Here is a 23,935-nt window from a genome sequence, read left to right as displayed (position 1 = left end):
CTAGTACCTCCCCGGGTGGGACACCACCGGGACGTGCCGAAGGATGTCGGAGACTATCGCCTTCGTGTCGCCGCCGCCCATCGTCGTCTCCGTGGTGGGGATGAGCCGGTGCGCGAGCACCGGCACGGCCAGCTGCTGCACGTCGTCCGGCAGCGCGAAGTCACGCCCGTCCATCGCCGCGAGCACCTGCGTGCACCGCAGCAGCTGCAGCGTCGCACGCGGGCTCGCACCCAACCGGACCTGCGCGTTCGAACGCGTGGCCGTCACCAGGTCGACCACGTACCGCTTCAGCTCCGGGGCCAGGTGCACCGCGCGGGCCGCGGCGATCATCCGCACGATCATCTCCGCGTCCGCCACCGGGCGGAGCGCGTCGAGCGGGTTGTACTCCTCGCGGCGGTCCAGCAGCGCCAGCTCCGCGTTGACGTCCGGGTACCCGATCGCCAGGCGCGCGGCGAACCGGTCGCGCTGCGCCTCGGGCAGCGGGTAGGTGCCCTCCATCTCCACCGGGTTCTGGGTGGCGATGACCATGAACGGGCTGCGCAGCTTGTACGTGTTCCCGTCGACCGTGACCTGCCGCTCCTCCATGCACTCCAGGAGCGCGGCCTGCGTCTTGGGGCTGGCGCGGTTGATCTCGTCGCCGAGGATCAGGTTCCCGAAGATCGCGCCCGGCTTGAACACGAAGTCGCGCTTCTCCGGGTCGAAGATGCTCACGCCCGTCACGTCGGAGGGCAGGAGGTCCGGCGTGAACTGGATGCGCCGCACCGAGCAGTCGACCGAGCGGGCCAGGGCCTTCGCCAGCTGGGTCTTGCCGACCCCCGGCACGTCCTCCAGCAGCAGGTGGCCTTCCGCGAGCATCACCGCGATCGCGAGCTTGATCGTGTGGGACTTGCCCTCGATCACCCACTCGACGTTCGTCAGGATGCCCTCGGCCGTCGCCTTGAACTCCTGGGGAGAGAGCGGCGCCGGGGCCTGAGGCGGCTGGCCTGGGGACGACTCGAAGGTCAATGGTCCTCCCGGGACAAAGTCTGTGGAAAGGGCGACCTGACACACCGTTCCGCGTTACGGTCGCCTGTCCGCCATCCTACTCGGACGCGCCCAGCGCCTATGTCACGCGCCATCGGGACGGCCCTCCGCTACACTGAACGCATGTCCCGGCGTTTCGCGCTCCTTAGATAGCCGTGTTGGAGAGAACCGACACGGCCACCCCTGCATGCCAGGGGTTTTTTGCTGTCTAGGGTCAGTACCCGGAAACGCAGCCCGAACCCAGAGCCACCACAGGACCACAGGACGAGCCATGACCGAACCCGCACACCGCTACGACGCCGAACTGGCCAACCGGATCGAACCGCGCTGGCAGGAGCGCTGGGACGCTGAGCAGACCTTCCGCGCCCCCAACCCGACCGGGGACCTGGCCGAGCCGGGCCACCCGCGCGCCGGGGCGCCCAAGAAGTTCGTGATGGACATGTTCCCCTACCCCTCCGGGGCCGGGCTGCACGTGGGCCACCCGCTGGGCTACATCGCCACCGACGCCTACTCGCGCTACCTGCGCATGGCCGGGTACAACGTGCTGCACCCCCTGGGCTTCGACGCGTTCGGCCTGCCCACCGAGCAGTACGCGATCGCCACCGGCCGCCAGCCCGCCGAGATCACCGCCGAGAACATCGAGCGGTACCGCGAGCAGCTGCGCATCCTGGGCATGGGCTACGACAAGCGCCGCGAGTTCGCCACCACCGACCCCGACTACTTCAAGTGGACGCAGTGGATCTTCCTGCAGATCTTCAACTCCTGGTACGACACCGAGGCCGACCGGGCCCGCCCGATCGACGAGCTGATCGCCGCGTTCGAGTCCGGTGAGCGCGAGACCCCCGACGGCCGCCCCTGGTCGGAGCTGGGCGCGGTCGAGCGCCGCCGCGTCATCGACGGCCACCGCCTGGCCTACGTCACCGAGGCCCCCGTGAACTGGTGCCCCGGCCTGGGCACCGTGCTGTCCAATGAGGAGGTCACCTCCGAGGGCCGCTCCGAGCGCGGCAACTTCCCGGTCTACACGCGCACCCTGAAGCAGTGGATGATGCGCATCACCGCCTACGCCGACCGGCTGCTGTCCGACCTGGACGGACTGGACTGGACCGAGTCCCTGAAGTCGATGCAGCGCAACTGGATCGGCAAGTCCATCGGCGCCTACGTGGACTTCGGCACCTACGCCGGGGACATCCGCGTCTTCACCACCCGCCCCGACACCCTGTTCGGCGCCACCTACATGGTCCTGGCCCCCGAGCACCCCCTGGTCGAGTCCCTGACCGCCGAGTCCTGGCCCGCCGGCGTCCCCGACTCCTGGACCGGCGGCCACGACACCCCGGCCGGGGCCATCAGCGCCTACCGCGCCCAGGCCGCGGCCAAGACCGACGTGGAGCGCCAGGCCGACGCCAAGGAGAAGACCGGCGTCTTCACCGGCGGCTACGCCACGAACCCCGTCAACGGCGAGAACGTGCCGGTCTTCATCGCCGACTACGTCCTGGCCGGCTACGGCACCGGCGCGATCATGGCCGTCCCCGCCCACGACGAGCGCGACTTCGCGTTCGCCCAGGCCTTCGACATCCCGATCGTCCAGGTCGTCGCCGGTGAGGGGGAGTGGGACCGCGAGAGCGCCTTCACCGCCGACGGCACCGCCGTCAACTCCGGCTTCCTGGACGGCCTGCGCGTCGCCGAGGCCAAGGCCCGCATGATCGACTGGCTGGTCGAGCACGGGCGCGGCGAAGGCGCCACCACCTTCCGCCTGCGCGACTGGCTGTTCAGCCGCCAGCGCTACTGGGGCGAGCCCTTCCCGATCGTCTACGACGAGACCGGCCTGCCCGTCGCCCTGAGCGAGGAGCACCTGCCCGTCGAACTGCCCCAACTGGACGACTTCTCGCCCAAGACCTTCGACCCCGAGGACGCCGACTCCGCCCCCGAGCCGCCCCTGGGCCGCGCCAAGGACTGGGTCGAGGTCGAACTGGACCTGGGCGACGGGCCCAAGACCTACACCCGCGAGCTGAACACCATGCCCAACTGGGCCGGCTCCTCCTGGTACGAACTGCGCTACACCGACCCCGGGTCGGCCGCGAAGCTGGCCGAACCCGCCAACGAGTCCTACTGGATGGGCCCGCAGGACGCCGAGGACGTCGGCGGCGTCGACCTGTACATCGGCGGCGTCGAGCACGCCGTCCTGCACCTGCTGTACGCCCGCTTCTGGCAGAAGGTCCTGTTCGACCTGGGCCACGTCTCCAGCCGCGAGCCGTTCCGCCGCCTGTTCAACCAGGGCTACATCCAGGCCTACGCCTACACCGACGACCGCGGCGTGTACGTCCCGGCCGAGGAGGTCGAAGAGGTCGACGGCGAGTACTTCTTCAACGGGCAGCGGGTCAACCGCGAGTACGGCAAGATCGGCAAGTCCCTGAAGAACGTCGTCACCCCCGACGGCATCTGCGCCGAGTACGGCGCGGACACCTTCCGCGTCTACGAGATGTCCATGGGCCCCCTGGCCGAGTCCAAGCCCTGGGAGACCCGCGCCATCGTCGGCTCGCAGCGGTTCCTGCAGCGCCTGTGGCGCAACATCGTCGACGAGGAGACCGGCAAGGTCAGCGTCGGCGACGACGCGCCCGAACCGGCCACGATGCGCGAGCTGCACAAGGCCATCGCCGGCGTCCGCGAGGACTACGAGCACCTGCGCATGAACACCGCCGTCGCCAAGCTGATCACGCTGAACAACCACCTGACCGGCCTGAACCCGGTCCCGCGCGAGGCCGCCGAGGCCCTGGTCGCCATGGTCGCGCCGGTCGCCCCGCACATCGCCGAGGAGCTGTGGGAGCGCCTGGGCCATGAAGGCGGCATCGCCTATGTGGACTTCCCGGTCGCCGACGAGCGCCACCTGGTCGAGGACACCGTCACGTACCCGGTGCAGATCAACGGCAAGGTGCGCGGCCGCATCGAGGTCGCCGCGGGCGCCGACGAGGAGGCCGTGAAGGCCGCCGCGCTGGCCGAGGAGAAGGTCGCCGCGAACCTGGCGGGCAAGGACGTCAAGAAGGTCATCGTGGTGGCGGGCAAGATGGTCTCGATCGTCGCCAAATAGCCGAGCAATGCAGTGGGGCGCGGGCCGTCAGGTCCGCGCCCTTCTGCTCGGCCGCGGGCACCAGGCGTTGGCCTGGGCCGTGCACAGCAGCCCGATGACCGCGGCGAACAGGCCGAGTACGACGATGCCCGCCGTGGCGTCAACGCTGCCCAGCGTCGCGATCGTGCCGAGGAGACCGACGCCGCCGACGACGATGCCGGTCACGCGGCCCCAGAAGCGGCGCTTGAGATAGCCGAAGAACGCGACCGCGGCGGCGGTCGTGGCCAAGGTGTAGAGGATTGCGACGCCCAAGGGGTACACCGGGTCTTGGCCGGATTCGATGTAGTACCCGATCTCGGACCAGTAGTCGACCGTCGGTGAGAGCCACAGGAGCGCCAACAGTCCCAGCAGCGTGAGGGCGAGGATCACTGCCATGGGCGTTCGTTCGCTCGGCGGTGGTGCTTCTTCGGATGCCATGCCGGTCACGCTAATCGCGGCCCACCGGGAGGGGTCCCGCTCCGTTGCCGCAAGCATCGATCTTTCTCAGTATTGACCGCCATCTATGCATTCGCTAGGCTGGGCCTCACCTCGCTGGGAGCGCTTCGCTCCGGCGCGGACCACCCTTTGAACAGCCTCGTTCCCTCACGGCGCGGCACCACCTTGAGGAGATTTCTGTGCTGCTTACCCGTCAACGCCGTCGGGCGGTGATCGCGGGGGCCGTCACCGTCGCGACCGCGGCCCTCGGCATCGGGCTCTCGACGCAGTTCGCGGGCGCCCAGGCCACCACGCTCCGCGGCGCCGCCGACGCCATCGGCAAGGACATCGGCGTCGCGGTCGACGCCAACAGGCTCCAGAGCAACGCGCAGTACCGCAACACCGTCGCCAGCGAGTTCAACTCGCTCACCGCCGAGAACGCGATGAAGTGGGACGCCACCGAGCCCTCGGACGGCAACTACACGTTCTCCCAGGCCGACTCGATCGTGGACTTCGCCGAGGACAACGGCCAGTCCGTGCACGGCCACACCTTCGTCTGGCACGCCCAGACCCCGAACTGGGTGCAGAGCCTCAACGCGACGGCCATGCGCTCCGCCATGGTCGACCACATCAACACCGTGGCGAACCGCTACGAGGGCCGGGTCGACTCCTGGGACGTCGTGAACGAGGTCGTCAGCGACAACAACGGCGCCATGCGCGACTCGTTCTGGCTGCGCACCATGGGCGAGGGGTACATCACCACCGCGTTCCAGACCGCCCGCGCGGCCGACCCGAACGCCGACCTCTACATCAACGACTACTCGATCGAGGCCGACAACGCCAAGTCCGACACGATCTACCGGCTCGCGCAGGGCCTGAAGTCGCAGAACATCCTGGACGGCGTCGGCTTCCAGTCGCACCTCATCCTCGGCCAGGTGCCCTCCACCATGGAGGCGAACCTGCAGCGCTTCGTGGACCTCGGCCTGAAGGTCCGCATCACCGAGCTCGACATCCGCATCAACCTGCCGGCCGACAGCAGCGAGCTGCAGCAGCAGGCGAACGACTACCAGCGGGTGGTCGAGATGTGCGCCGAGCTCGTCGACTGCTCCGGCGTCACCGTCTGGGGCCTGCGCGACGGCGACTCGTGGGTGCCCGGCACCTTCCCCGGCACCGGGGCGCCGCTGCTCTACAACGACGACTACTCGAAGAAGCCCGCCTACACCGCCGTGCTGAACGCGCTCGGCGGCGACGGCACCGGCAACCCGACCACGACCCCGGCCACCTCGGACCCGGCGACGACCACCTCGCCGCCGCCCGGCTCGGGCTGCACCGTGACGCTGAGCGTCTCGAGCCCGTGGAACACCGGAGCGACGTACTCGGCCACCGTCAAGGCCAATCAGAACCTGAGCGGCTGGAAGGTGACGTGGACCTGGCCGGGCTCGGAGCGCATCTCCAACGCCTGGAGCGTCAGGGGAACGCTGACGGGGGCGACGGTGAGCGGCTCGAACGAGAGCTACAACGGCTCGCTCGCGGCCGGCCAGTCGACCACGTTCGGTTTCAACATCACCAAGGCCGACGGCTCGACCGCGTCGGTGCCCGCGGTGACCTGCACACCCGCCTAGACCGATCTCTTCGCACAGGCCGGGGCCGGGCGGAGCAGCTGGTGGGCGCGGCATCGCCGCGCTCGCGAATCAGCCGCTCCGCCCGGCCCCGGCCGCGCGTTCGCGGTGCCCTAGGCGAGTTCGGCCTGGAACATCCAGCTCTGCTTCTCGAGCTCGGCGGTGACGCCGATGAGGAGGTCCTGGGTGACCGGGTCGGCCGACTCGGTGACCTCGATGCGCTCGCGCATGTTGGCGATGATCGCGGTGTAGGCCTCGATGAACAGCGAGACGACCTCGTTGTCGCTGATCTGGCCGTCGTGGATCTTCGGCACCGAGGAGGTCTCCGCGACCGTGGCCGCGCGGCCGTCGGCGCTGACGCCGATGGCGATGGCCCGCTCGGCGACGAGGTCGGTGGCGTTGCGCGCGGACACGACGATCTCGTCGAGCTGGAGGTGGAGCGAGCGGAAGTTCTTGCCGTAGACGTTCCAGTGCGCCTGCTTCCCGATGAGGGAGAGGTCGATGAGGTCGACGAGCGCCCCCTGGAGGGCCTTCGCGGTGGTATCGCGGTTCTCGTCGGAAAGGCTGGAGCGGACGGTGGACATCTCGGTACCTCGCATCGGACTGGGCTCGTGAACGCGGTGCGCGACGTGAGCTTTCGGGCGGTCGCACCGCCCAGGGTAGCTTTCCCGCGCCCGCGGCGTGGGCGACTCGGCGCACCGGGCGGCGCCGGTGTGGAATGCGGGGCGCTCGGGGGCCTGCCGAAGCGGCCCGCGGAATCTCGTCGCCCCCGGTCGCAATTTGTTCGGATAGTCGATAAACTAATGAGCGTCGTGCCGCCCCACCCGGCCCGCACTGTCGTACATTCCCTCAACAGGCAGGAGCATCGAATGCCTTATCGCCCGCCGCTGGTCGCCCGCGAATTCTTCGTCGCCGACCCCCCGGAGCTTCCCCAGCGAGCCGACGGCGAGCAGGGTCTGTCGGCCGTCACCAGCGCCGAGGTGGCCGAGACCGGCCCCGCCTCCGTGCTCCTGAAGGCCAAGACGAGTGCGGGGGAGGAGCTGTACATCGGCATCAGTGCCGTCGCCGAAGGCGTCGTGCGCGCCCGCCTGTCCGCCGACCCCGCCGCCCGCCCCGCCGTCGAGAAGATCATCGAGCTGGTCCACGCCGGCGACTACGCCGACGCGAAGGTCTCGGTCGAGGACGACACGGTCGTCGTGGACGCCGGCTCCGTGCGCGCCGTCGCCACCCTCGGCACCTGGTCCCTGAAGTACACCGACGCCGCGGGGAAGACCCTCGTCGCCCAGAACGCGGGCGAGGAGGACATCTCCGGGCGCCTGCGCACCCTGCCGTTCGGGCGGTCCCTCGTGGACGGCCGGCCGGTCGCGTTCCACGAGTCGTTCACCGCCGCACCGGACGAGGCCTTCGCCGGGTTCGGCGAGCGCTTCGCGCCGCTGAACGCCCGCGGCCAGCGCCCGCTGATGTGGAACTTCGACGCGTTCGGCTCCGAGTCGATCCGCATGTACAAGAACGCCCCGATCTACGTCTCCGACCGCGGCTACGGGATCGTCGTCAACTCCGGCGCGCCCGTCGAGTTCGACATGGCGCAGCAGACGCACGCGGCCGTCGAGTTCATCGTGCCCGACGACGCCCTCGAGTACTTCGTGCTCGGCGGCACCCCGGTCGAGGTCCTCGACCGGTTCGACGGCCTCACCTCCCGCCCGTCGCTGCCTCCGAAGTGGGCCTTCGGCACCTGGATCTCCTCGGGCTTCTTCGTGGACTCCGAGGAGCGGGTCATGGAGCGGGCCAAGAAGATCCGCGAGCGCGGCATCCCGTGCGACGTGCTGCACCTGGACACGTTCTGGCAGCACGAGCCGCACTGGTCCGACATGCAGTGGGACCGGGAGAACTTCCCGAACCCGGAGCGGATGCTGGCCGAGCTGGCCGAGCAGGGCTTCAAGGTCTGCCTGTGGATGAACTCCTACATCTCGGCCCTGTCGCCGGTCTTCACCGAGGGCGACGAGCGCGGCTACTTCCTGAAGAACGCCAAGGGCGAGACCTACGTGGCGGACGTCTGGCACGGCTCGCACCAGGCCAGCGGCATCGTCGACTTCACCAACCCCGACGCGGTCGCGTGGTGGAAGGACCTGCTGCGCGGCCCGCTGCAGGCGGGCGCGGCCCTGTACAAGACCGACTTCGCCGAGGGCGTGCCCGCTGACGCGGTGGCGCACAACGGCATGAGCGGCACCGAGCTGCACAACGTGTACACCCTGCTCTACAACGACGCGGTGGTCGAGGTGACCCGCGAGGTCAACGGGCACGAGCTCGTGTGGGCCCGCTCGTCGTTCCTCGGCGGGCAGCGCCACTCCGCGCAGTGGTCGGGCGACGTCCAGACCACCTGGGCGGGCCTGGGCGGCACCATCCGCGGCGGCCTCTCGCACGGCCTGTCGGGCGTCCCGTTCTGGTCGCACGACACCGGCGGCTTCAACGGCACGCCGACGGACGACCTGTACATCCGGTGGGCCCAGTTCGGCGCGCTCTCGCCGCTGCTGCGCTACCACGGGACCACGACCCGCGAGCTGTGGGAGTTCTCGGAGGAGGCCGAGCGCCTCGCGGTCGAGTCGCTGCGGCTGCGGTACTCGCTGATGCCGTACCTCTACTCGGCGGCCGTGCACGCCTCGCGCACCGGCGAGCCGGTGCTGCGCGCGCTCAATGTGGACAACCCCTCCGACCCGGTCGCGTGGAACGCCGACCAGGAGTACCGCTTCGGCAAGGACCTCCTCGTCGCCCCGGTGAACGACCCGTCGGGCGAGCGCAAGGTGTACCTGCCCGAGGGCCGGTGGATCGACTTCTGGACCAAGGAGGTCCACGAGGGCGGGCGCTACATCGACACGAAGCACGGCCTGGAGACCTTCCCGGTGTTCGTGCGCTACGGCGCGATCATCCCGCGCATCGCCGCGGACGTGACCATCGCCGACGGCGCGTTCGAGGCGATCACGCTCGAGGTGTGGGGCACCCCCGACCGCGGCATCGTGATCAGCGACGTCGACGGCGACACCGTCGTGACCGTTGAAACAGTTTCAGAAACTGTTGTGACCCTGGTGTCGACAGGGCCGGCGGATATCGCTAATGTGAGCGTCATGGATGTTGCGGGCAAGCCCGCGAACGTGGAGCTGGAGCGTACCTAGATGACCCTGGTGGCCGGAGTCGACTCATCGACGCAGTCGACGAAAGTGTTGTTGGTCGAAGCCGAGACCGGCGAGATCGTCGACTCCGGTCGCGCCTCCCACCCGGACGGGACCGAGTGCCCGCCCGAAGCCTGGTGGGAGGCGCTCCAGGAGGCCGGCAAAGGCCTGCTGGACCGCGCCGAGGCCGTAGCCGTCGCCGGGCAGCAGCACGGCATGGTCGCCCTCGACGCGAACGACCAGGTCGTACGCCCCGCACTGCTGTGGAACGACACCCGCTCGGCCCCGCAGGCCGAGCGGCTCACCGCCGAGCACGGCGGCCCCGAGGCCTGGGCCGCCGACACCGGCCTGGTCCTCGCGGCCTCCTTCACCGCCACGAAGCTCGCCTGGCTCGCCGAGAACGAGCCTGAAAACGCGGCGAAAACAGTTTCGGTGATGCTGCCGCACGACTGGCTCACCATGAAGCTCCGCGGGGCCACCGCCGCCGACGCGACCACCGACCGCTCGGACGCCTCCGGCACCGGCTACTGGTCGCCCGGCACGGGCGGCTACCTGCGGGACCGGCTCGTCCAGGCCTTCGGCCGCGACCTCGCCCTACCGCGCGTCGCCGCACCGAACGAGATCGTCGGCCGCACCGCCTCCGGCGCCAAGGTCGCCCCGGGCACCGGCGACAACGCCGGCGCCGCCCTCGGCCTGGGCCTCGGCCCCGGCGACGTGGTCGTCTCGCTCGGCACCTCGGGCACCGTCTTCGGCGTCTCCGACGTCCCCGCCGCCGACGCCTCCGGGCTCGTGGCCGGGTTCGCCGACGCCACCGGCCGCTTCCTGCCGCTCGTCTGCACCCTCAACGCCGCCCGCGTCCTCGACACCTTCCGGTCCCTCCTCGGCGTCGACCACGCCGAGTTCGACCGGCTCGCGCTCGCCGCCGCCCCCGGCGCCGGAGGACTCACCCTCCTGCCCTACCTCGACGGCGAACGGACCCCCAAGCGCCCCAACGCGACCGGAGTCCTCAGCGGGCTCACCACGGCGTCGACCCGCGAGGACCTCGCCCGCGCCGCCGTCGAAGGCATGCTCTCGGCCCAGGCCGACGGCCTCGCCGCCATGGCCGCCCAGGGGCTCACGGCCAAGCGCGTCCTCCTCATCGGCGGCTCCTCCGCCTCCGAGGCCGTGCGCCGCATCGCCCCGAGTGTCTTCGGCGTCGACGTCGAGGTCCCGCCCTCGGCCGAATACGTGGCCCTCGGGGCCGCCAAGCAGGCGGCCTGGGCCCTCCACGGCACGCCGACCCCGCCGCAGTGGCAGACAGGCGACACCGCGCGGCTCACCGGCACGGCCGCCGCAAACGTGTCCGAGCAGTACGCGAGCCTGAGGGACGAGACCTCGTCCTGGGCCGCACACCAATGAGAAAAGGACTGATCATGACCGACAATTACGCACCGGTGCCTGAGGACAAGTTCTCCTTCGGCATCTGGACGGTCGGCTGGGCGGCTCAGGACGTCTTCGGCTCGGCCACCCGCGAGGCCATGGCCGCCGACCGCGCCGTGCGCAAGCTCGCCGAGCTCGGCGCCTACGGCGTCAACTTCCACGACAACGACCTGTTCGGCTTCGACGACTCCGAAGCCGAGCGCGACGCCAAGGTCGGCGCGTTCCGCAAGGCCCTCGACGAGACCGGCCTCAAGGTCACCACCGCGACCACCAACCTCTTCAGCCACCCGATCTTCAAAGACGGCGGCTTCACCCACAACGACCGCGACGTGCGCCGCTACGCCATCGCGAAGGTCATGCGCAACATCGACCTCGCCGCCGAACTCGGCGCCGAGATCTACGTCGCCTGGGGCGGCCGCGAAGGCGCCGAGTTCGGCGGCTCCAAGGACGTCCAGTCCGCCATGGCCCGCATGAAGGAAGCCTTCGACACCCTCGGCGACTACGTCACCGAGCAGGGCTACGACATCCGCTTCGCCATCGAGCCCAAGCCGAACGAGCCCCGCGGCAACATCCTCCTCCCGACCCTCGGCCACGCCCTCGCGTTCATCAACGAACTCGAGCGCCCCGAACTGGTCGGCATCAACCCCGAGATCGGGCACGAGGAGATGGCCGGCCTCGACTTCGCCGCCGGCATCCGCCAGGCCATGTGGCACGGCAAGCTCTACCACATCGACCTCAACGGCCAGACCGGCCCGCGCTTCGACCAGGACCTGCGCTTCGGCGCCGGCAACGTCGGCGGGGCCTTCTGGGTCGTCGACGCCGTCGAAGAGGGCATCGCCAAGGGCCAGTACACCGGACCCATCCACTTCGACTACAAGCCCCCGCGCGTCGAAGACGACAACGGCGTGTGGGTCTCGGCCGCCGCCTGCATGCGCAACTACAAGATCCTGCAGGCCAAGGTCCGCGCCTTCCGCGCCGACCCCGAGGTCCAGGAGGCCCTCGCGGCCGCCCGCGTCGCCGAGCTCGCGACCCCCACCCTCGCCGAAGGCGAGACCTGGGCCGACCTCAAGGACGTCAAGGTCGACGTCGAAGGCCTCGCCGCCAAGGGCATGGCCTTCGAGCACCTCGACCAGCTCGCCCTCGAGCACCTCTACGGCGTTCGCTAAGCAGCACCGTCAGCGCACGGCAATGCGATCGGGCCCGGAGCTTCCGCTCCGGGCCCGATCACTACCCCACACCCATCAATTGGATTCGACTCGCCTTGCGGCTCGTCACCCCTCAGGAGGTTTCTTTCCCCTGCACCGAAGATTAGGGACGGGGCCTCTGTATTCCACGCGAGAACGATTAGAGGTTCATTGGAACCTCAGCGCCGCCGACCGCGCACCGAGCCCTAGCGAACCGTGGGCGCCGTCGGCGCGGGCGGGCGCTCCGGCTCGGCCAGGATCTTCTGCCAGATGCCCACGCCGACCCAGGAGCCGTGCTTGAACCCGGCGTCGCGGATGCTGCCCAGCAGCTCGAAGCCGAAGCGGGCGTGCAGCGCCTCACTGCCGGGGTTCGGCTGCGAGATCTGGGCCATGACACTGCGGAAACCCTGCTGCTCAAGGCGTTTGAGCAAATCCCCGTACAGGAGCGAGCCGACGCCCCGGCCCTGGTGGTCGGGCGAGACGTACACCGTCGACTCGGCGGTCCACGCGTACGCCTGCTTCGGCCGCCACGGGCTCGCGTACGCCAGCCCGGCCACGGCCCCGCCGGACTCCGCGACGAGGTAGGGGAAGCGGTCCGCATTGGCCGCGAACTGCTCCGCCCACTCCCCGGGCGCGTACGGCTCCGTGCGGAAGTTGCTGGTCGACTCGGCGATGTAGTGGTCGAGGATCGCGCTGGCCGCAGGCGCGTCCCCGACGTGCGCGAACCGCACGGTCACGGCGTCACTGGTGCTCATGACAGCAAAGACTATCCAGAGGCGGGCTCGGTACCGGGCCGCGATCCCGCCAGGCGGTCAATGCCACAAGGGCCCTCGCCACACCGGCGTCACCACACCGTGCTGGGCCGCCACATGCATCCGGACGGGCGCAGGCCGCCCGTGGCCCGGAAGTCCTCCACCGCGCGCGCCAGCGTGCTCAACGCGATGTGCGCATCGGGCGGGAACGTGCTCGCCGTGTCCATGTCGCGGTAGAGCCGCAGGTGCGGGGCCTGTGGTTCGCTCGAGAAGGTGACCCAGGCGCCGGGGCCGTAGTCCTCGCCGCCCGGCCCGAAGTAGGCCAGGGCCCCGATCTCCGCGGCTTTGTCCGCGATGATCTTGAGGCCGTGGTCGGGCCTGCCGCCGGGTTCGTAGCCGGGCCGGTCGCGCACGAGCGCGGTCGCGACCTGGAGCAGGTCGGCCGCCACGATCGTGGCGACGGCGGCGGCCACGCCGTCCGGGTCGTGGGCGAGGAGGACCTGGGTCCCGTTGTCCCGGGTCTCGAGCCGGAACTCGACGCAGTAGCCGGCGATGTGCGCGCCGGCGGGGCCAGGACTCATGGGGGGCTCTCCTTCCGGGTCGCATGACTCGGCGGTGCGGGGCAGCGCATCGTGTTTGTGATCGATACTGATCGCCATGGCGGACACCGCACCTCACATGGGGTCGTACTGTTTCGGGGTTTTGGGAACGACAGTACGTGCGCGATCGGGCCGTATGTTCGATCAGTCGGGAACTTGACAGAAATGCACTGATAAGGCCCTGATATGCCGTGACAACCTGTTCATGCAAGTAGCAGATTCCATTAGGGAGTCCAGGAGGCGGCGTCGCCGACCGGGTCGCCCCGGCCCTCGCAAGGGCGGCAAGATAGACCGCATGCGAGTGGAGCTGCTGGGACCGTTGCGAGTGCTCGACGAGGACGGGGCCGAGGTCCCGGTCCCCGCCGGCCGCCAGCGCGCCCTCCTCGCCCGCCTCGCGCTCGAACGCGGCCCGGTCCCGGCCGCCGCGCTCATCGGCGCCGTCTGGCCCGAGGACCCGCCCGCCAATGCCGGCGGCGCCCTCCACACGCAGCTGTCGCGACTGCGCGGCCTCCTCGGCGACCGCCTCGAAAGCGGCCACGGCGGCTACCGACTCGCCGCCGCCACCGACATCGAGGACTTCGAGCGACTCGCCGCACGCACTGAAGCCGCATCCAGAGAGGACCGGCCCGCCGCTGCCCGCGCGAGCGCCGAAGCCGCCCTCGCGCTCTGGCGCGGCCCCGCCCTCGCCGACCTCGACCGGTACGCCTTCGCCGAAGCCGCCCGCACCCGGCTCGCCCTGCGCCGCGATGCCGTCGCCGCCCTGCGCCTCGACGCCCGGATGCGCCTCGACGGCGCCGACGCGGTACTCGCCGAGCTCGCCGCCCGCCACGGCGCCGACGCGCTCAACGAGCCCGACGCCGCCCGGTACATGCTCGCGCTCGCCGCCGCCGGCCGCCGCGCCGACGCGCTCGCCGTCTACGGCACCGTGCGGGACCGGCTCGCCGACGAACTCGGCGTCGACCCCTCCAGGGTGCTCCGCGACGCGCACCTGGACGTCCTCCGCGGCGTGGAACCGCAAGCGGCCCAACAGAAGCAGCACGGCCTTCCCGAACCGCTCACCGCGTGCATCGGCCGCGAATCCGAGATCGCGGCCGTGACCGGCCTGCTCGAATCGAACCGCCTCGTGACCCTCACCGGACCCGGCGGCACCGGCAAGACCCGGCTCGCCGTCGAGACCGCGCACCGGCTCGCCGCCGGGGGCCGCGAGGTGCGCCTGGTGGAACTCGCACCCGTCACCGATCCGGGCCGCCTGCCCGAGGTGTTCGGCGACGCGATCGGCCTGGGCGAATCGATCCTCGCCCGGCGCAGCGAGGACCCGCGGACCCGCCTGACCGAGGCCCTGCGGGGCCGCGAGCTCGTGCTCGCCGCGGACAACTGCGAGCACCTGATCGAGGACGCCGCCGAGCTGCTGGCCCACCTCCTCGGGCGCGTGCCGGGCCTGCGGGTGCTCGCCACCAGCCGCGAAGCGCTCGGCATCACCGGGGAGGCCGTGCTCGGCGTCGGGCCGCTGCCGCTGCCCGACAGTGCCGCTGCGACCGGCGCCGACCCGGTCGCGGACCTGCGTTCGCACGCGGCCATCGCGCTGTTCGAGGAGCGGGCCCGCCAGAGCGATCCGGAGTTCAGGGTCGACGCGTCGAACGCCGATGCGGTGCTGCAGGTCTGCGCCGCGCTGGACGGCCTGCCGCTCGCGATCGAACTGGCGGCGGCCCGTCTGCGGTCCATGAGCCTCGAGGACCTCTCCGCGCGGCTCGACGACCGGTTCGGGCTCCTCGGGCGGGGTCCGCGCACGGCCGAGCCGCGCCAGCGGACGCTGCGCGCCGTGGTCGACTGGAGCTGGGACCTCCTCGACCCGCGGGAGCGGCTCGTGCTCGCCCGCATGTCCGTCTTCAGCGGCAGCGCCGACCTCGCCGCCGCGTGCGAGGTCTGCTCGGCGGACGCCGACGACATCACGGGCCTGGTCGAGAAGTCGCTGGTGCAGCGCCTGCCCGGCGGACGCTACCGGCTCCTGGAGACCGTGCGCGAGTACGCCGCCGCGCGGCTGGCCGAGGCCGGGGAGACCGCCGAGCGCTTCGAGCGCCACGCCGAGTGGTACGCGGCCCTCGCCGAGGAGGCCGAGCCGCACCTGATGCGCGGCGAGCAGGTCGCATGGCTCGACCGGCTCGGGGCCGAGCACGCGAACCTGTTCGCGGCCATCCGCCGCATGGTCGCGGCCGGCAACGCCCGCGTCGCCTACCGCGCGATCGCGCCGCTCTCCTGGTACTGGTGGATGCGCGGCTACCGCGAGGAGGGCATGGAGCTGGCCCGGCAGGTCCGCGCGATGCCGTGCGACCCGGCCGACGCGGACCCGCTGCACCGCGCGAAGGTGGCGATGGCCGGCAGCTGGGGCCTGTGGTCCGGGCGGATCGACCCGGTCGAGATCGACGCTGAGTTCGCTGCGGCGCAGCGCATCAGCGAGGAGCACGACCTCTTCGCGGTCGAGCCGCTGCTGCAGATGATCCCGATGATCCGGGCGATGATCGCCGGGGACGCGCCCCGCATGCGCGAGATCATGGCCGGGCTCACCACCGAGGAGCACGCGTGGGTGCGGGGGATCGGCCTGCTGTTCGTCTCCGAGTTCTCGTACCGTTCCGGGCGGGCCGAGGCCGCCGCGGCCGAACTGGCCGAATCGAACCGGATCTTCGCCTCGCTCGGCGACCGCTTCGGGCTCATCCTCTCCTGGCAGGGCCTCGCGGCCGACCGCATGAGCGCGGGGGACTACCCGGGCGCGCGCGAGCTGCTGCTGCGGGCGATCGCGGCCGAAGCGGAGTTCGGCGCGGACCTGGCCGACTCGGTGATCGCCGACCAGCTGTGGCGGATCGACGCCGAGCACGGCGACGACCCTGAGGCGATGCTCGAGCGGATGCGGGTGCAGCGGAAGCGGGCCGAGCGCGCGGGCAACGCCGAGAACGCCCTGGCCACCCGGAACGTCGCAGCGATCTGCCTGCGCCGCATGGGAAGGGTCGACGAGGCGCTGCGCGAGCTGCTCGACGCCGAACGGGACCTGCCGCGCTTCCAGGGCTTCTCGGAGGTCACGATGCAGCTGTACCGCCAGCTCGCGTCGATCGCGCGCGAGAAGGGCGACCCGGACCTGGAGGCCCGGGCCGCCTCGATGCTCGAGCAGAGCACCTGGCCGTTCAGTTCCTAGCGGTCAGTCGCTGAGCTTGCGGCGGTAGGCCCGCAGCGACAGCGGCACGAACACGGCGGTGAGCGCGGCGCACCAGCCGAGGAGCGCGAGCACCTCGCCGCCCGGGTCCCCGCCGTCGAGGAAGACCCGCATCGAGTCGGCGAGGGCGGTGAGCGGGTTGATCTCGGCCCACCACTGCACGGCGCCGGGGAGCGAGTCGATCTCCACGAAGATCGTGGAGGTGTACGCGAGCGGCATGAGGAGGCTGATCATCCAGGTCTGGATCTGCTCCTCGCTCTTGGCGGTGAGCCCGACCAGGACCATCGACCAGGACGCGGCGAACAGGAACAGCAGCATCGCACCCGCGGCGGCCGCCGTGCCGAGGACGCCCGCTTCGGCGCGGTAGCCGATCGCGAAGGCGACGCCGCCGACGACGAGCATCGCCCACGCGTACTTCACCATGTCCGCGGCGACCCGCCCGGCGAGCAGCGCGAACCGCGACACGGGCATGGCGGTGAGGCGGTCGAACACGCCTTCCTTGATGTCGCCGTAGAGGCCGAGACCCGTTGCGGTGACGGCGAAGAAGAGGCCCATCGCGATGATGGTCGGCCCCGCGTACTGCAGGAAGTCCTGCCAGGAGCCCATCATCTGGCCGCCCATGAAGAACGTGACGGACAGCAGGATCATCAGCGGGATCATGAAGAAGTCGACGAGCTGGGCGGGCGCGTGCCTGATCGAGGCGAGCGAGCGGGCCGCCATCGTGGCCGACTGCGCGAGCGTCCCGCGCTTGGTCGTCCACGTCGTCTCCGCGCGCAGTCCGTTCGTGTTCGGCGTTCCGGTCGCGACGGCGCTCATGCCGCCACCTCCTTCTTGGTCGTGTCGGCGGGGGTGCGGTGCCCGGTGAGTTGGAGGAAGACCTCGTCGAGGGTCGGCTCGTGGAGCCCGAACCCGGCCAGGTCGACCCCGGCCTGGCCGACGCGGGCCATGACGGCCTGCGCCTCGCCGGCATGGGCGACGGGGACGAGCACGTCCCCGTCCTCGATGCGGGCCTGCACACCGGCCGCCCATTCGGCGAGCTGGACCAGCTGCTCGGCCGCGTCGGGCCTGGTGGGGGACAGGCGCAGCATCTGGCCGCCCACGGCCTGCTTGAGCTGCGAAGGCGTGCCGGACGCGATGACCCGCCCGCTGTCGATGACGGCGATCGAGTCGGCGAGCTGGTCGGCCTCCTCCAGGTACTGGGTGGTGAGCAGCACCGTGGTGCCGGCGGCGACGAGGTCCCGCACGACCTCCCAGAGCCCGTTGCGGCTCTGCGGGTCCAGGCCCGTCGTGGGCTCGTCCAGGAACAGGACCTCGGGCCGGCGCACGATCGAGGCGGCGAGGTCCAGGCGGCGGCGCATGCCGCCGGAGTACTTGCCGACGGCACGGGTGGCGGCGTGGGCGAGGTCGAACCGCTCGATGAGCTCGTTCGCGCGGGCCTTCGCCTGGCGGCGCGAGGCGCCGAGGAGCCGGGCGACGAGCACGAGGTTCTGCTCGCCCGACAGGTTCGGGTCGAGCCCGGCGTACTGCCCGGTGAGGCCGATGCGCTCGCGCACCTCGGCGGCCTGGCCGACCACGTCGAGGCCGAGGACGCGGGCGGTCCCGGCGTCGGGCTTGGTGAGGGTGGACAGGGCCCGGACGGCCGTGGTCTTGCCGGCGCCGTTGGGGCCGAGGACCCCGAGCACGGTGCCGGGCGCCGCGGCGAAGTCGACGCCGCTGAGGGCGTGGACCTCGCCGAAGGACTTCTGCAGTCCCCGGACTTCGATGGCGTATCGCATGGGTGCGCCTCTCTGGCTGCTGCACATCACTGGTCTGCTTGCTGTGCCGCCAGCATGCGCGGCCCGGCTTTCACTCCGGTCCCACTGCACTTTCACGCCGCGCCTGCACGCCCTCGGACACGTGAAAGGGCCGCCTCCGCAATGCGGAGGCGGCCCTTTGCACCAGGGGGAGATCGAGCGGGCTGCTAGCCCTTGATGGCGCCGGTGATGACGGCCTTCGTGAAGTGCTTCTGGATGAACGGGTACATGATGACGATCGGGATGATCGTGCAGACGACCACGGCCATCTTCAGCGCCGCGTCCGGCGCGGCGGACTGGTACTGGCTCACGTTCGCCGCAGCGCCCGGCAGGCCCTGCGTGGACATGAGCATCCGCTGGAGCACGACCTGGATCGGCTGGGTCTCCAGGCCCGGGATGTACAGCACCGCCGAGAAGTAGATGTTCCAGTAGCCGACCGCGTAGAACAGCGCGATGACCGCGAGGATCGCCTTCGACATCGGCAGCACGATCTTGAACAGGGTGCGGAACTCGCCCGCGCCGTCCATGCGCGCCGCGTCGAGCAGCTCGGTCGGGACGCTGTTCATGAAGAACGCCCTGAGCACGATGAGGTTGAAGGCGCTCAGCGCCATCGGCAGGATGATCGACAGGTAGTTGTTGAACAGGCCCAGCTTCTGCACGACCAGGAAGCTCGGGTACAGGCCCGGCGCGAACAGGAACGTGAAGAGCACGAGCATGAGCAGCGGGCGGTGCAGCAGCGAGCCGGTCCGCGAGAGGCCGTAGGCCGCGCCGATGGTCAGGACCATGCTCAGCGCGGTCCCGCCCGCGGTCAGGCCGATCGTGAGGATCAGCGACTTCGTGAGCGCGCCGCCGTCGAAGATCTCCCGGTAGGCCGCGAGGCTGAACTCGGTGGGGATCAGCAGCAGGTTCCCGCCCGCCTTGGCGAGCGACTCCTCACTGGCGAAGCTGGTGGCCACGACCGCCCAGATCGGCAGGACGATGGCCGCGCCGTAGGCGATCAGGAAGAGCGCCTTGACGAACTTCCCGAACCACGAGGGCTCCTCGTCCCAGACGGGGCGCGCACTCTTGCGGGGCTTGAGCTTGGTGTCGATGGCGGTCATGACTTCTGGTAGATCCCTTGCTCTCCGAGGCGGTGCGCGACGTTGTTGGCGATGAGGACCAGGATCAGCCCGATCACGCCCTTGAACAGGCCGGCCGCGGTGCCGAAGGACGGGCCCTCGGTGCCGATGACGCTGCGGTAGTAGATGAAGGTGTCGAGCACTTCCGTGGTCTGGTAGCCGATCGCGTCGCGCTGCAGCTGGTACTGCTCGAAGCCGACCGAGAGGATGCCGCCGATGTGGAGGATCAGCAGCAGCACGATCACGGGCCGGATGCCCGGCAGGGTGATGTGCCACATGCGCCGCCAGCGGCTGGCGCCGTCCACGGCCGCGGCCTCGTACAGGCTCGGGTTGATCGAGGCGAGGGCCGCGAGGAAGATGATCATGCCCCAGCCCGCGTCCTTCCACGCCCACTGCAGCCAGGCCAGGAACATGAACGTGTCCGGGTTCGAGGTGAACGTCAGCCGCTCGCCGCCGAAGCCGAGGAGCCAGTTGGAGACCAGGCCGTCGGAGCCGAGCGTCTGGACGAACACGGTGACGACCAGGACCCAGGAGAAGAAGTACGGCAGGTACACGACCGACTGGAAGACGCTGCGGACCTTGGTGGAGACCACCGAGTGCATGACCAGCGCCAGGACGATCGACAGCGGGAACAGGAACAGCAGGTTCGCGAACGAGTACTTCAGCGTGTTCAGCAGCGCCGGCAGGAAGTACGGGTTGTCGAACAGCCGCTCGAACCAGGCGAAGCCCACCAGGGGGTTCTCCCAGAACGGGCGGTGCGGGCTGTAGTCCATGAACGCGATGATGTTCCAGGCCGAGGGCCAGTAGAAGAACACCGCGAGCTGGGCCATGGCCGGGAGCGTCATGAGCAGGAGCGGCCAGTCGGACCGGAACCGCTGGGCCACGGTCCGCTTGCGCTTGACAATGGTGCGGCGGTCCTGCCCGGACGGAGCCGGGGGCGCTGAGGTCTGGAGAGCTGCCATCGCTTGTGTGAAATCCAGTCAGTGAGTACCTGTGCGGGGACGGGGAGGCCGGGCCGCGACGAGTGTCGCGACCCGGCCGGGCGCCTTAGCCGTGCAGCTTTTCGTAAGCGGCGGTGTAGTGCTCGCGGCCGGCGTCGCCGCCGTTGGCCTTCCAGGTCTCGACCATGTCGGGGATCGACGAGAGGTCGGCGCGGCCGAACGCGATGTCGTTCTGCTGGTCGATGAGCACCTGGCCGGCGGACTTGAAGTCGGCCGGGCCCTCGACGCGCATGCCCTCGAAGATGTTGACCTCGGCGAACTCCTTCAAGGAGGCGTTGTACTCGAAGCGGGCCTGGACCATGTCGGGCGTGCCGGAGAGGAACTGCTGCACGTGCCCGGAGATCGTCTTGTGGTTCACCGGGGCCTGGACGACGGTGGTGCCGACCTCGTTGAAGACCGGGACGCCGTCCGGGCCGTACGTGAAGTGCGTGCCCTCGATGCCGTAGTTGAGGATCTCGTACTCGGTGGTGCCGAACGGCGCCGAGGCGAAGTTGCAGAAGTCGAGGAACTCCTCGACCTGCTCCTTGGAGAGGTCCTTGTTGAGGAAGGTCCAGGAGTCGACGCTGGTGTTGACGTGCACGAGGGGCTTGCGGCCCTTCGCGGCGAGCGCGCCGAGCGGGGCGATGGTGCCGCCGGTGCCCTCGGCGGTGGACTGGTCGATGAACCCCTGCCACCAGGAGATGCCGTCGAGCTGGAAGACGATGGTCCCGGCCTTGTGCAGGGCCTGGCCGTCGAGCGTGCCCGAGGGAAGGTCGGGGTGGACCAGCTTCTCGTCCCAGATGGTGCGGCGGAACTCGAGCCACTCGGTGTACTCGGGGCGCTCGCAGTTGTGCACGAGTTTGCCGTCGATGTAGGCCCAGCCGTCGCCGCCGGCGAGGCCGAACCAGGCCGGGGTGAGGTAGTCGGTGCCGCCGAAGGCCCAGCGGCCGCCGGCGTCGTCGCTCACTGCGCGGGCGACCTCGAGGAGCTCCTCGACGGAGGTCGGCAGGGCCAGGCCCTTCTCCTCGAGCAGGTCGGTGCGGGCGAACATCGCGTTGTTCGAACCGCCGGAGAAGGAGCCGGGGATGGCGAAGACGCGGGCCGTCTCGGGGTCGTTCGGGTCGGTCGACCAGACCGACTGGCCCCAGGAGGCGGTCGGGAGGCCGGCCAGCAGCGGCCAGCGCTCGGAGATGTCGCCCTTGACGATGTCGGTCAGGTCGTAGAAGGTGTTGACCACCGTCTCCTGGAAGTTCGGGTGCGAGGCGATCATCCAGGCGAAGAACATGATGCCGTCGCCGAACTCGTTGGCGTTGAGCCACTGCACCGAGGTCTCGGCGTAGGTGTTGCCGTCCGCCTGGCGCAGGTTCACCCGGGTGCCGCCGCTGGCCTCGGCGACCGCCTGGAAGTAGGGGTCGTCGTTCGAGGGGGCCTCGCCCCACATCGGCATGGTGATCTCGAAGGTCCCGCTGTTGGAGGGGAGGTTCTCGATGGCCGGCACGGGCTCGGGGTAGGTGGTGAAGCCCGAGGGGTGGTTCGGCGGCTCGCCGATCAGGTCGGGTTCGACCGGGAGCGGCCATTCCTTGTATTCGGGCAGGAAGTCGAAGCCGTCGGTCGTCTGCGAGGTGCCTGCGCCCGATTCGATGTCGCTGCACGCGGCGATGAAGGGAAGGCCCGCGGCACCAGCCGCGCCGAGGCCGGCTGCCTTGAGGAGGGAGCGGCGCCGGAAGATCGACCCGTCTGAGGGAGTAGCCACGATGCTGTCCTTTCGGTCGTACTGCACATGTGAGGGTCTTACTGGGTCTTGCGGGGGGTCTGGCCGATAATTAGTTCGGCTATTCGATAAACTAAAGTAGCGCACGGTGACACCCGGCACAAGCCGGGGGTCAGGCGAAACGGGCGCGGATTGATCACGATTCGGGAACGGCCCTTGTGGTGAAACGCTTCGCTGCGCAACGGTCAGGGACCGCCCGAGAACCGGTTGTCGCGATCTATCAGAATAAGCCGGGACATGCACAGGAGGAACACATGGCGATGCGCATAGCGTCGAAGTCGGCCGGGGCTGTCGGCGAGGAAGCGCGGGTCCGGGCCAAACGCGCCGACTTCACCGACGTGCGGGCCAACAACCTCGGGTTCGTGCTGCGCCAGGTGCGCGCCGAAGGGCGTTGCTCCCGTGCGGATCTCGCCGCGAAGACCGGCCTCAACAAGGCCACGGTCTCCTCACTCGTGGCCGAGCTCATCGAGCGGCGCGTACTGCGCGAATCGGGTTCGGTCATCGGCAACATCGGCCGCCCCGCAGTGCTGCTCAGCGTCGACAGCGGCTACTACGCCTCACTCGGCGTGGAAGTCAATGTGGACTACATGACGCTCGTCGCCGTCGATCTCGCCGGCAATCGGCTGCTGTCGTGGCGCCGCGCCCACGACGGCGCCGGCTCCACCCCCGGGCGCTCCGTCTCCGCCCTCGCGGGCCTCGCCAAGCGCGCCGTCGACAAGATGGACGCCGAGGGCCGCCAGATCCTCGGGCTCGCCGTCGCCGTCCCCGGCCTGATCGACAACGGCGGCGTCGTCCAGCGCGCCCCCATGCTCGGCTGGGAGGACTTCGATCTCACCGGGCGCCTGCGCCAGGCCATGCGCGACCCCAAGTACGCCGTGACCGCCGACAACGACGCCAACCTCGGCGCCGTGGCCGAGCAGCGCTTCGGCTCCTGGGCCGGGGTGTCCAACATGATCTACCTGACCGGTGAGATCGGCCTCGGCGCCGGCCTCATCGTGGACGGCGAACTGCGCCGCGGCGCGACGGGATTCGCCGGCGAGATCGGCAACCTCCTCATCGACGTAGACGGCCGCGTCGGCCGCGTCGAGGACCTCGCGGGCATCAGCGCCGTCCTCAAGACGCTGTCCGAATCGGAGGACATCGCCGGAGCCGAAGTCGAGGCCGAGGTCGAGGACGTGGTCACCCGCGCCCGCGCCGAGGAGGCGGGCGTGCTCGAGGCCCTGGACCGCATCGGACGCGCGCTCGGCGCGGGCATCGCGCTCGCCGTGGACCTCCTCAACCCCGAAGCGGTGGTCCTCGGCGGCCACTACCAGGCGCTGAGCCCCTGGATCGCCCCTGCGGCCGAGCGCGAGCTGGCCGCCCGCACCCACGCCTCCGGGGCCGGAGGCGCCGAGATCGTCGTGTCCGCCCTGGGCCACGAGGCCCCCGCCCTGGGAGCGGCCACGGGCATCCTCAACGACATCGACGCCGGAAGGATGCCCACGCCGCTGGGCGCCTAGCGTCTGTTTCACGATTGTTACCCCGCTTGTTTCCGCAGGTTAAACACCTGCGAAACGGTTGAAACCCGTCAATCGCGTACGTTGTCGCCCGCCGCCTGGCTTGACTTGGATCACGGCCAAGGTGTAGAAATCTTGCATCCTCAATCGAAGCGCTTCGACAAGACAATTTCCAGTTTCAGATCACGGATGTCATGCCCTGGTCATCGAAGCGCTTCGACACGGGTTTCCAGGAGCACAGCCTCACAACGACAGCGACGTCCGAGTAAGCAAGGAAGTC

17 protein-coding genes are annotated in these 23,935 nt (G+C 70.1%); 7 read left to right on the top strand and 10 right to left on the bottom strand.

Going from position 1 to position 23,935, the window contains the following annotated elements; translation table 11 throughout:
* Window positions 1-1,005, bottom strand: a complete 1,005-nt coding sequence (locus tag QWI33_RS06590) for an AAA family ATPase (protein ID WP_289956099.1) — start codon at window positions 1,003-1,005, stop codon at window positions 1-3.
* A 289-nt stretch (window positions 1,006-1,294) separates the two neighbouring features.
* Here QWI33_RS06590 and leuS point away from each other — a divergent pair, with 289 nt between their 5' ends.
* Entirely contained in the window at window positions 1,295-4,105 is a 2,811-nt protein-coding gene (gene leuS, locus QWI33_RS06585; protein WP_289956097.1) for a leucine--tRNA ligase, read from the top strand.
* 27 nt (window positions 4,106-4,132) lie between these two features.
* On the opposite strand, the gene QWI33_RS06580 is transcribed toward leuS, so the two are convergent.
* On the bottom strand, window positions 4,133-4,519 hold the full coding sequence (locus QWI33_RS06580; protein WP_289956096.1) for a hypothetical protein: 387 nt from the start codon (window positions 4,517-4,519) through the stop codon (window positions 4,133-4,135).
* Window positions 4,520-4,758: 239 nt separating this feature from the next.
* Between QWI33_RS06580 and QWI33_RS06575 the strand changes: the two genes are divergently transcribed.
* Window positions 4,759-6,180 carry an endo-1,4-beta-xylanase gene (locus tag QWI33_RS06575; RefSeq protein ID WP_289956094.1) on the top strand — a complete coding sequence of 474 codons (1,422 nt, stop codon included), beginning with the start codon at window positions 4,759-4,761 and terminating at the stop codon, window positions 6,178-6,180.
* A 110-nt stretch (window positions 6,181-6,290) separates the two neighbouring features.
* Here QWI33_RS06575 and QWI33_RS06570 read toward each other — a convergent pair whose 3' ends face one another.
* Window positions 6,291-6,761, bottom strand: a complete 471-nt coding sequence (locus QWI33_RS06570; protein WP_289956093.1) for a Dps family protein — start codon at window positions 6,759-6,761, stop codon at window positions 6,291-6,293.
* Window positions 6,762-7,046: 285 nt separating this feature from the next.
* Here QWI33_RS06570 and QWI33_RS06565 point away from each other — a divergent pair, with 285 nt between their 5' ends.
* Genes QWI33_RS06565 through xylA form a run of 3 tightly spaced genes read left to right on the top strand, consistent with a single transcriptional unit; the run spans window position 7,047 to window position 11,926 of the window.
* Entirely contained in the window at window positions 7,047-9,344 is a 2,298-nt protein-coding gene (locus tag QWI33_RS06565; protein ID WP_289956092.1) for a TIM-barrel domain-containing protein, read from the top strand.
* Window positions 9,345-10,739, top strand: a complete 1,395-nt coding sequence (gene xylB, locus QWI33_RS06560) for a xylulokinase (protein ID WP_289956090.1) — start codon at window positions 9,345-9,347, stop codon at window positions 10,737-10,739. It abuts the gene before it with no gap.
* Between the two features lie 14 nt (window positions 10,740-10,753).
* Window positions 10,754-11,926, top strand: a complete 1,173-nt coding sequence (gene xylA, locus QWI33_RS06555; RefSeq protein ID WP_289956088.1) for a xylose isomerase — start codon at window positions 10,754-10,756, stop codon at window positions 11,924-11,926.
* Window positions 11,927-12,150: 224 nt separating this feature from the next.
* Here xylA and QWI33_RS06550 read toward each other — a convergent pair whose 3' ends face one another.
* Together QWI33_RS06550 and QWI33_RS06545 are read right to left on the bottom strand one after the other, a co-directional pair.
* Window positions 12,151-12,699: a GNAT family N-acetyltransferase gene (locus tag QWI33_RS06550; protein ID WP_289956086.1), complete on the bottom strand. Its 549-nt coding sequence runs from the start codon at window positions 12,697-12,699 to the stop codon at window positions 12,151-12,153.
* 89 nt (window positions 12,700-12,788) lie between these two features.
* Window positions 12,789-13,277, bottom strand: coding sequence for an Imm1 family immunity protein (locus tag QWI33_RS06545; RefSeq protein ID WP_289956085.1), 489 nt, complete (start codon window positions 13,275-13,277; stop codon window positions 12,789-12,791).
* Between the two features lie 319 nt (window positions 13,278-13,596).
* Between QWI33_RS06545 and QWI33_RS06540 the strand changes: the two genes are divergently transcribed.
* Entirely contained in the window at window positions 13,597-16,479 is a 2,883-nt protein-coding gene (locus tag QWI33_RS06540) for an ATP-binding protein (protein WP_289956084.1), read from the top strand.
* Between the two features lie 3 nt (window positions 16,480-16,482).
* On the opposite strand, the gene QWI33_RS06535 is transcribed toward QWI33_RS06540, so the two are convergent.
* The 5 genes from QWI33_RS06535 to QWI33_RS06515 form a co-directional block, all read right to left on the bottom strand.
* Window positions 16,483-17,313: an ABC transporter permease gene (locus QWI33_RS06535; protein ID WP_289956081.1), complete on the bottom strand. Its 831-nt coding sequence runs from the start codon at window positions 17,311-17,313 to the stop codon at window positions 16,483-16,485.
* Window positions 17,310-18,272, bottom strand: coding sequence for an ATP-binding cassette domain-containing protein (locus QWI33_RS06530; RefSeq protein WP_289956078.1), 963 nt, complete (start codon window positions 18,270-18,272; stop codon window positions 17,310-17,312). Before QWI33_RS06530 ends, QWI33_RS06535 begins: the two co-directional genes overlap by 4 nt.
* 185 nt (window positions 18,273-18,457) lie before the next feature.
* Window positions 18,458-19,390 carry a carbohydrate ABC transporter permease gene (locus tag QWI33_RS06525; RefSeq protein WP_289956076.1) on the bottom strand — a complete coding sequence of 311 codons (933 nt, stop codon included), beginning with the start codon at window positions 19,388-19,390 and terminating at the stop codon, window positions 18,458-18,460.
* Complete coding sequence (locus tag QWI33_RS06520) at window positions 19,387-20,370, bottom strand: ABC transporter permease (RefSeq protein WP_289956074.1); 984 nt, start codon at window positions 20,368-20,370, stop codon at window positions 19,387-19,389. The genes QWI33_RS06525 and QWI33_RS06520 overlap by 4 nt, the downstream gene beginning before the upstream one ends.
* An 85-nt stretch (window positions 20,371-20,455) precedes the next feature.
* Window positions 20,456-22,141: a type 2 periplasmic-binding domain-containing protein gene (locus QWI33_RS06515; protein WP_289956071.1), complete on the bottom strand. Its 1,686-nt coding sequence runs from the start codon at window positions 22,139-22,141 to the stop codon at window positions 20,456-20,458.
* A gap of 272 nt (window positions 22,142-22,413) precedes the next feature.
* Between QWI33_RS06515 and QWI33_RS06510 the strand changes: the two genes are divergently transcribed.
* On the top strand, window positions 22,414-23,658 hold the full coding sequence (locus QWI33_RS06510; RefSeq protein WP_289956070.1) for an ROK family transcriptional regulator: 1,245 nt from the start codon (window positions 22,414-22,416) through the stop codon (window positions 23,656-23,658).
* The last annotated feature ends 277 nt before the right edge of the window (window positions 23,659-23,935 follow it).

This window comes from Glycomyces tritici (assembly GCF_030403505.1).
The sequence above is the reverse complement of the archived record's forward strand: the minus strand, read 5'-3'. Positions and strand labels throughout refer to the sequence as shown.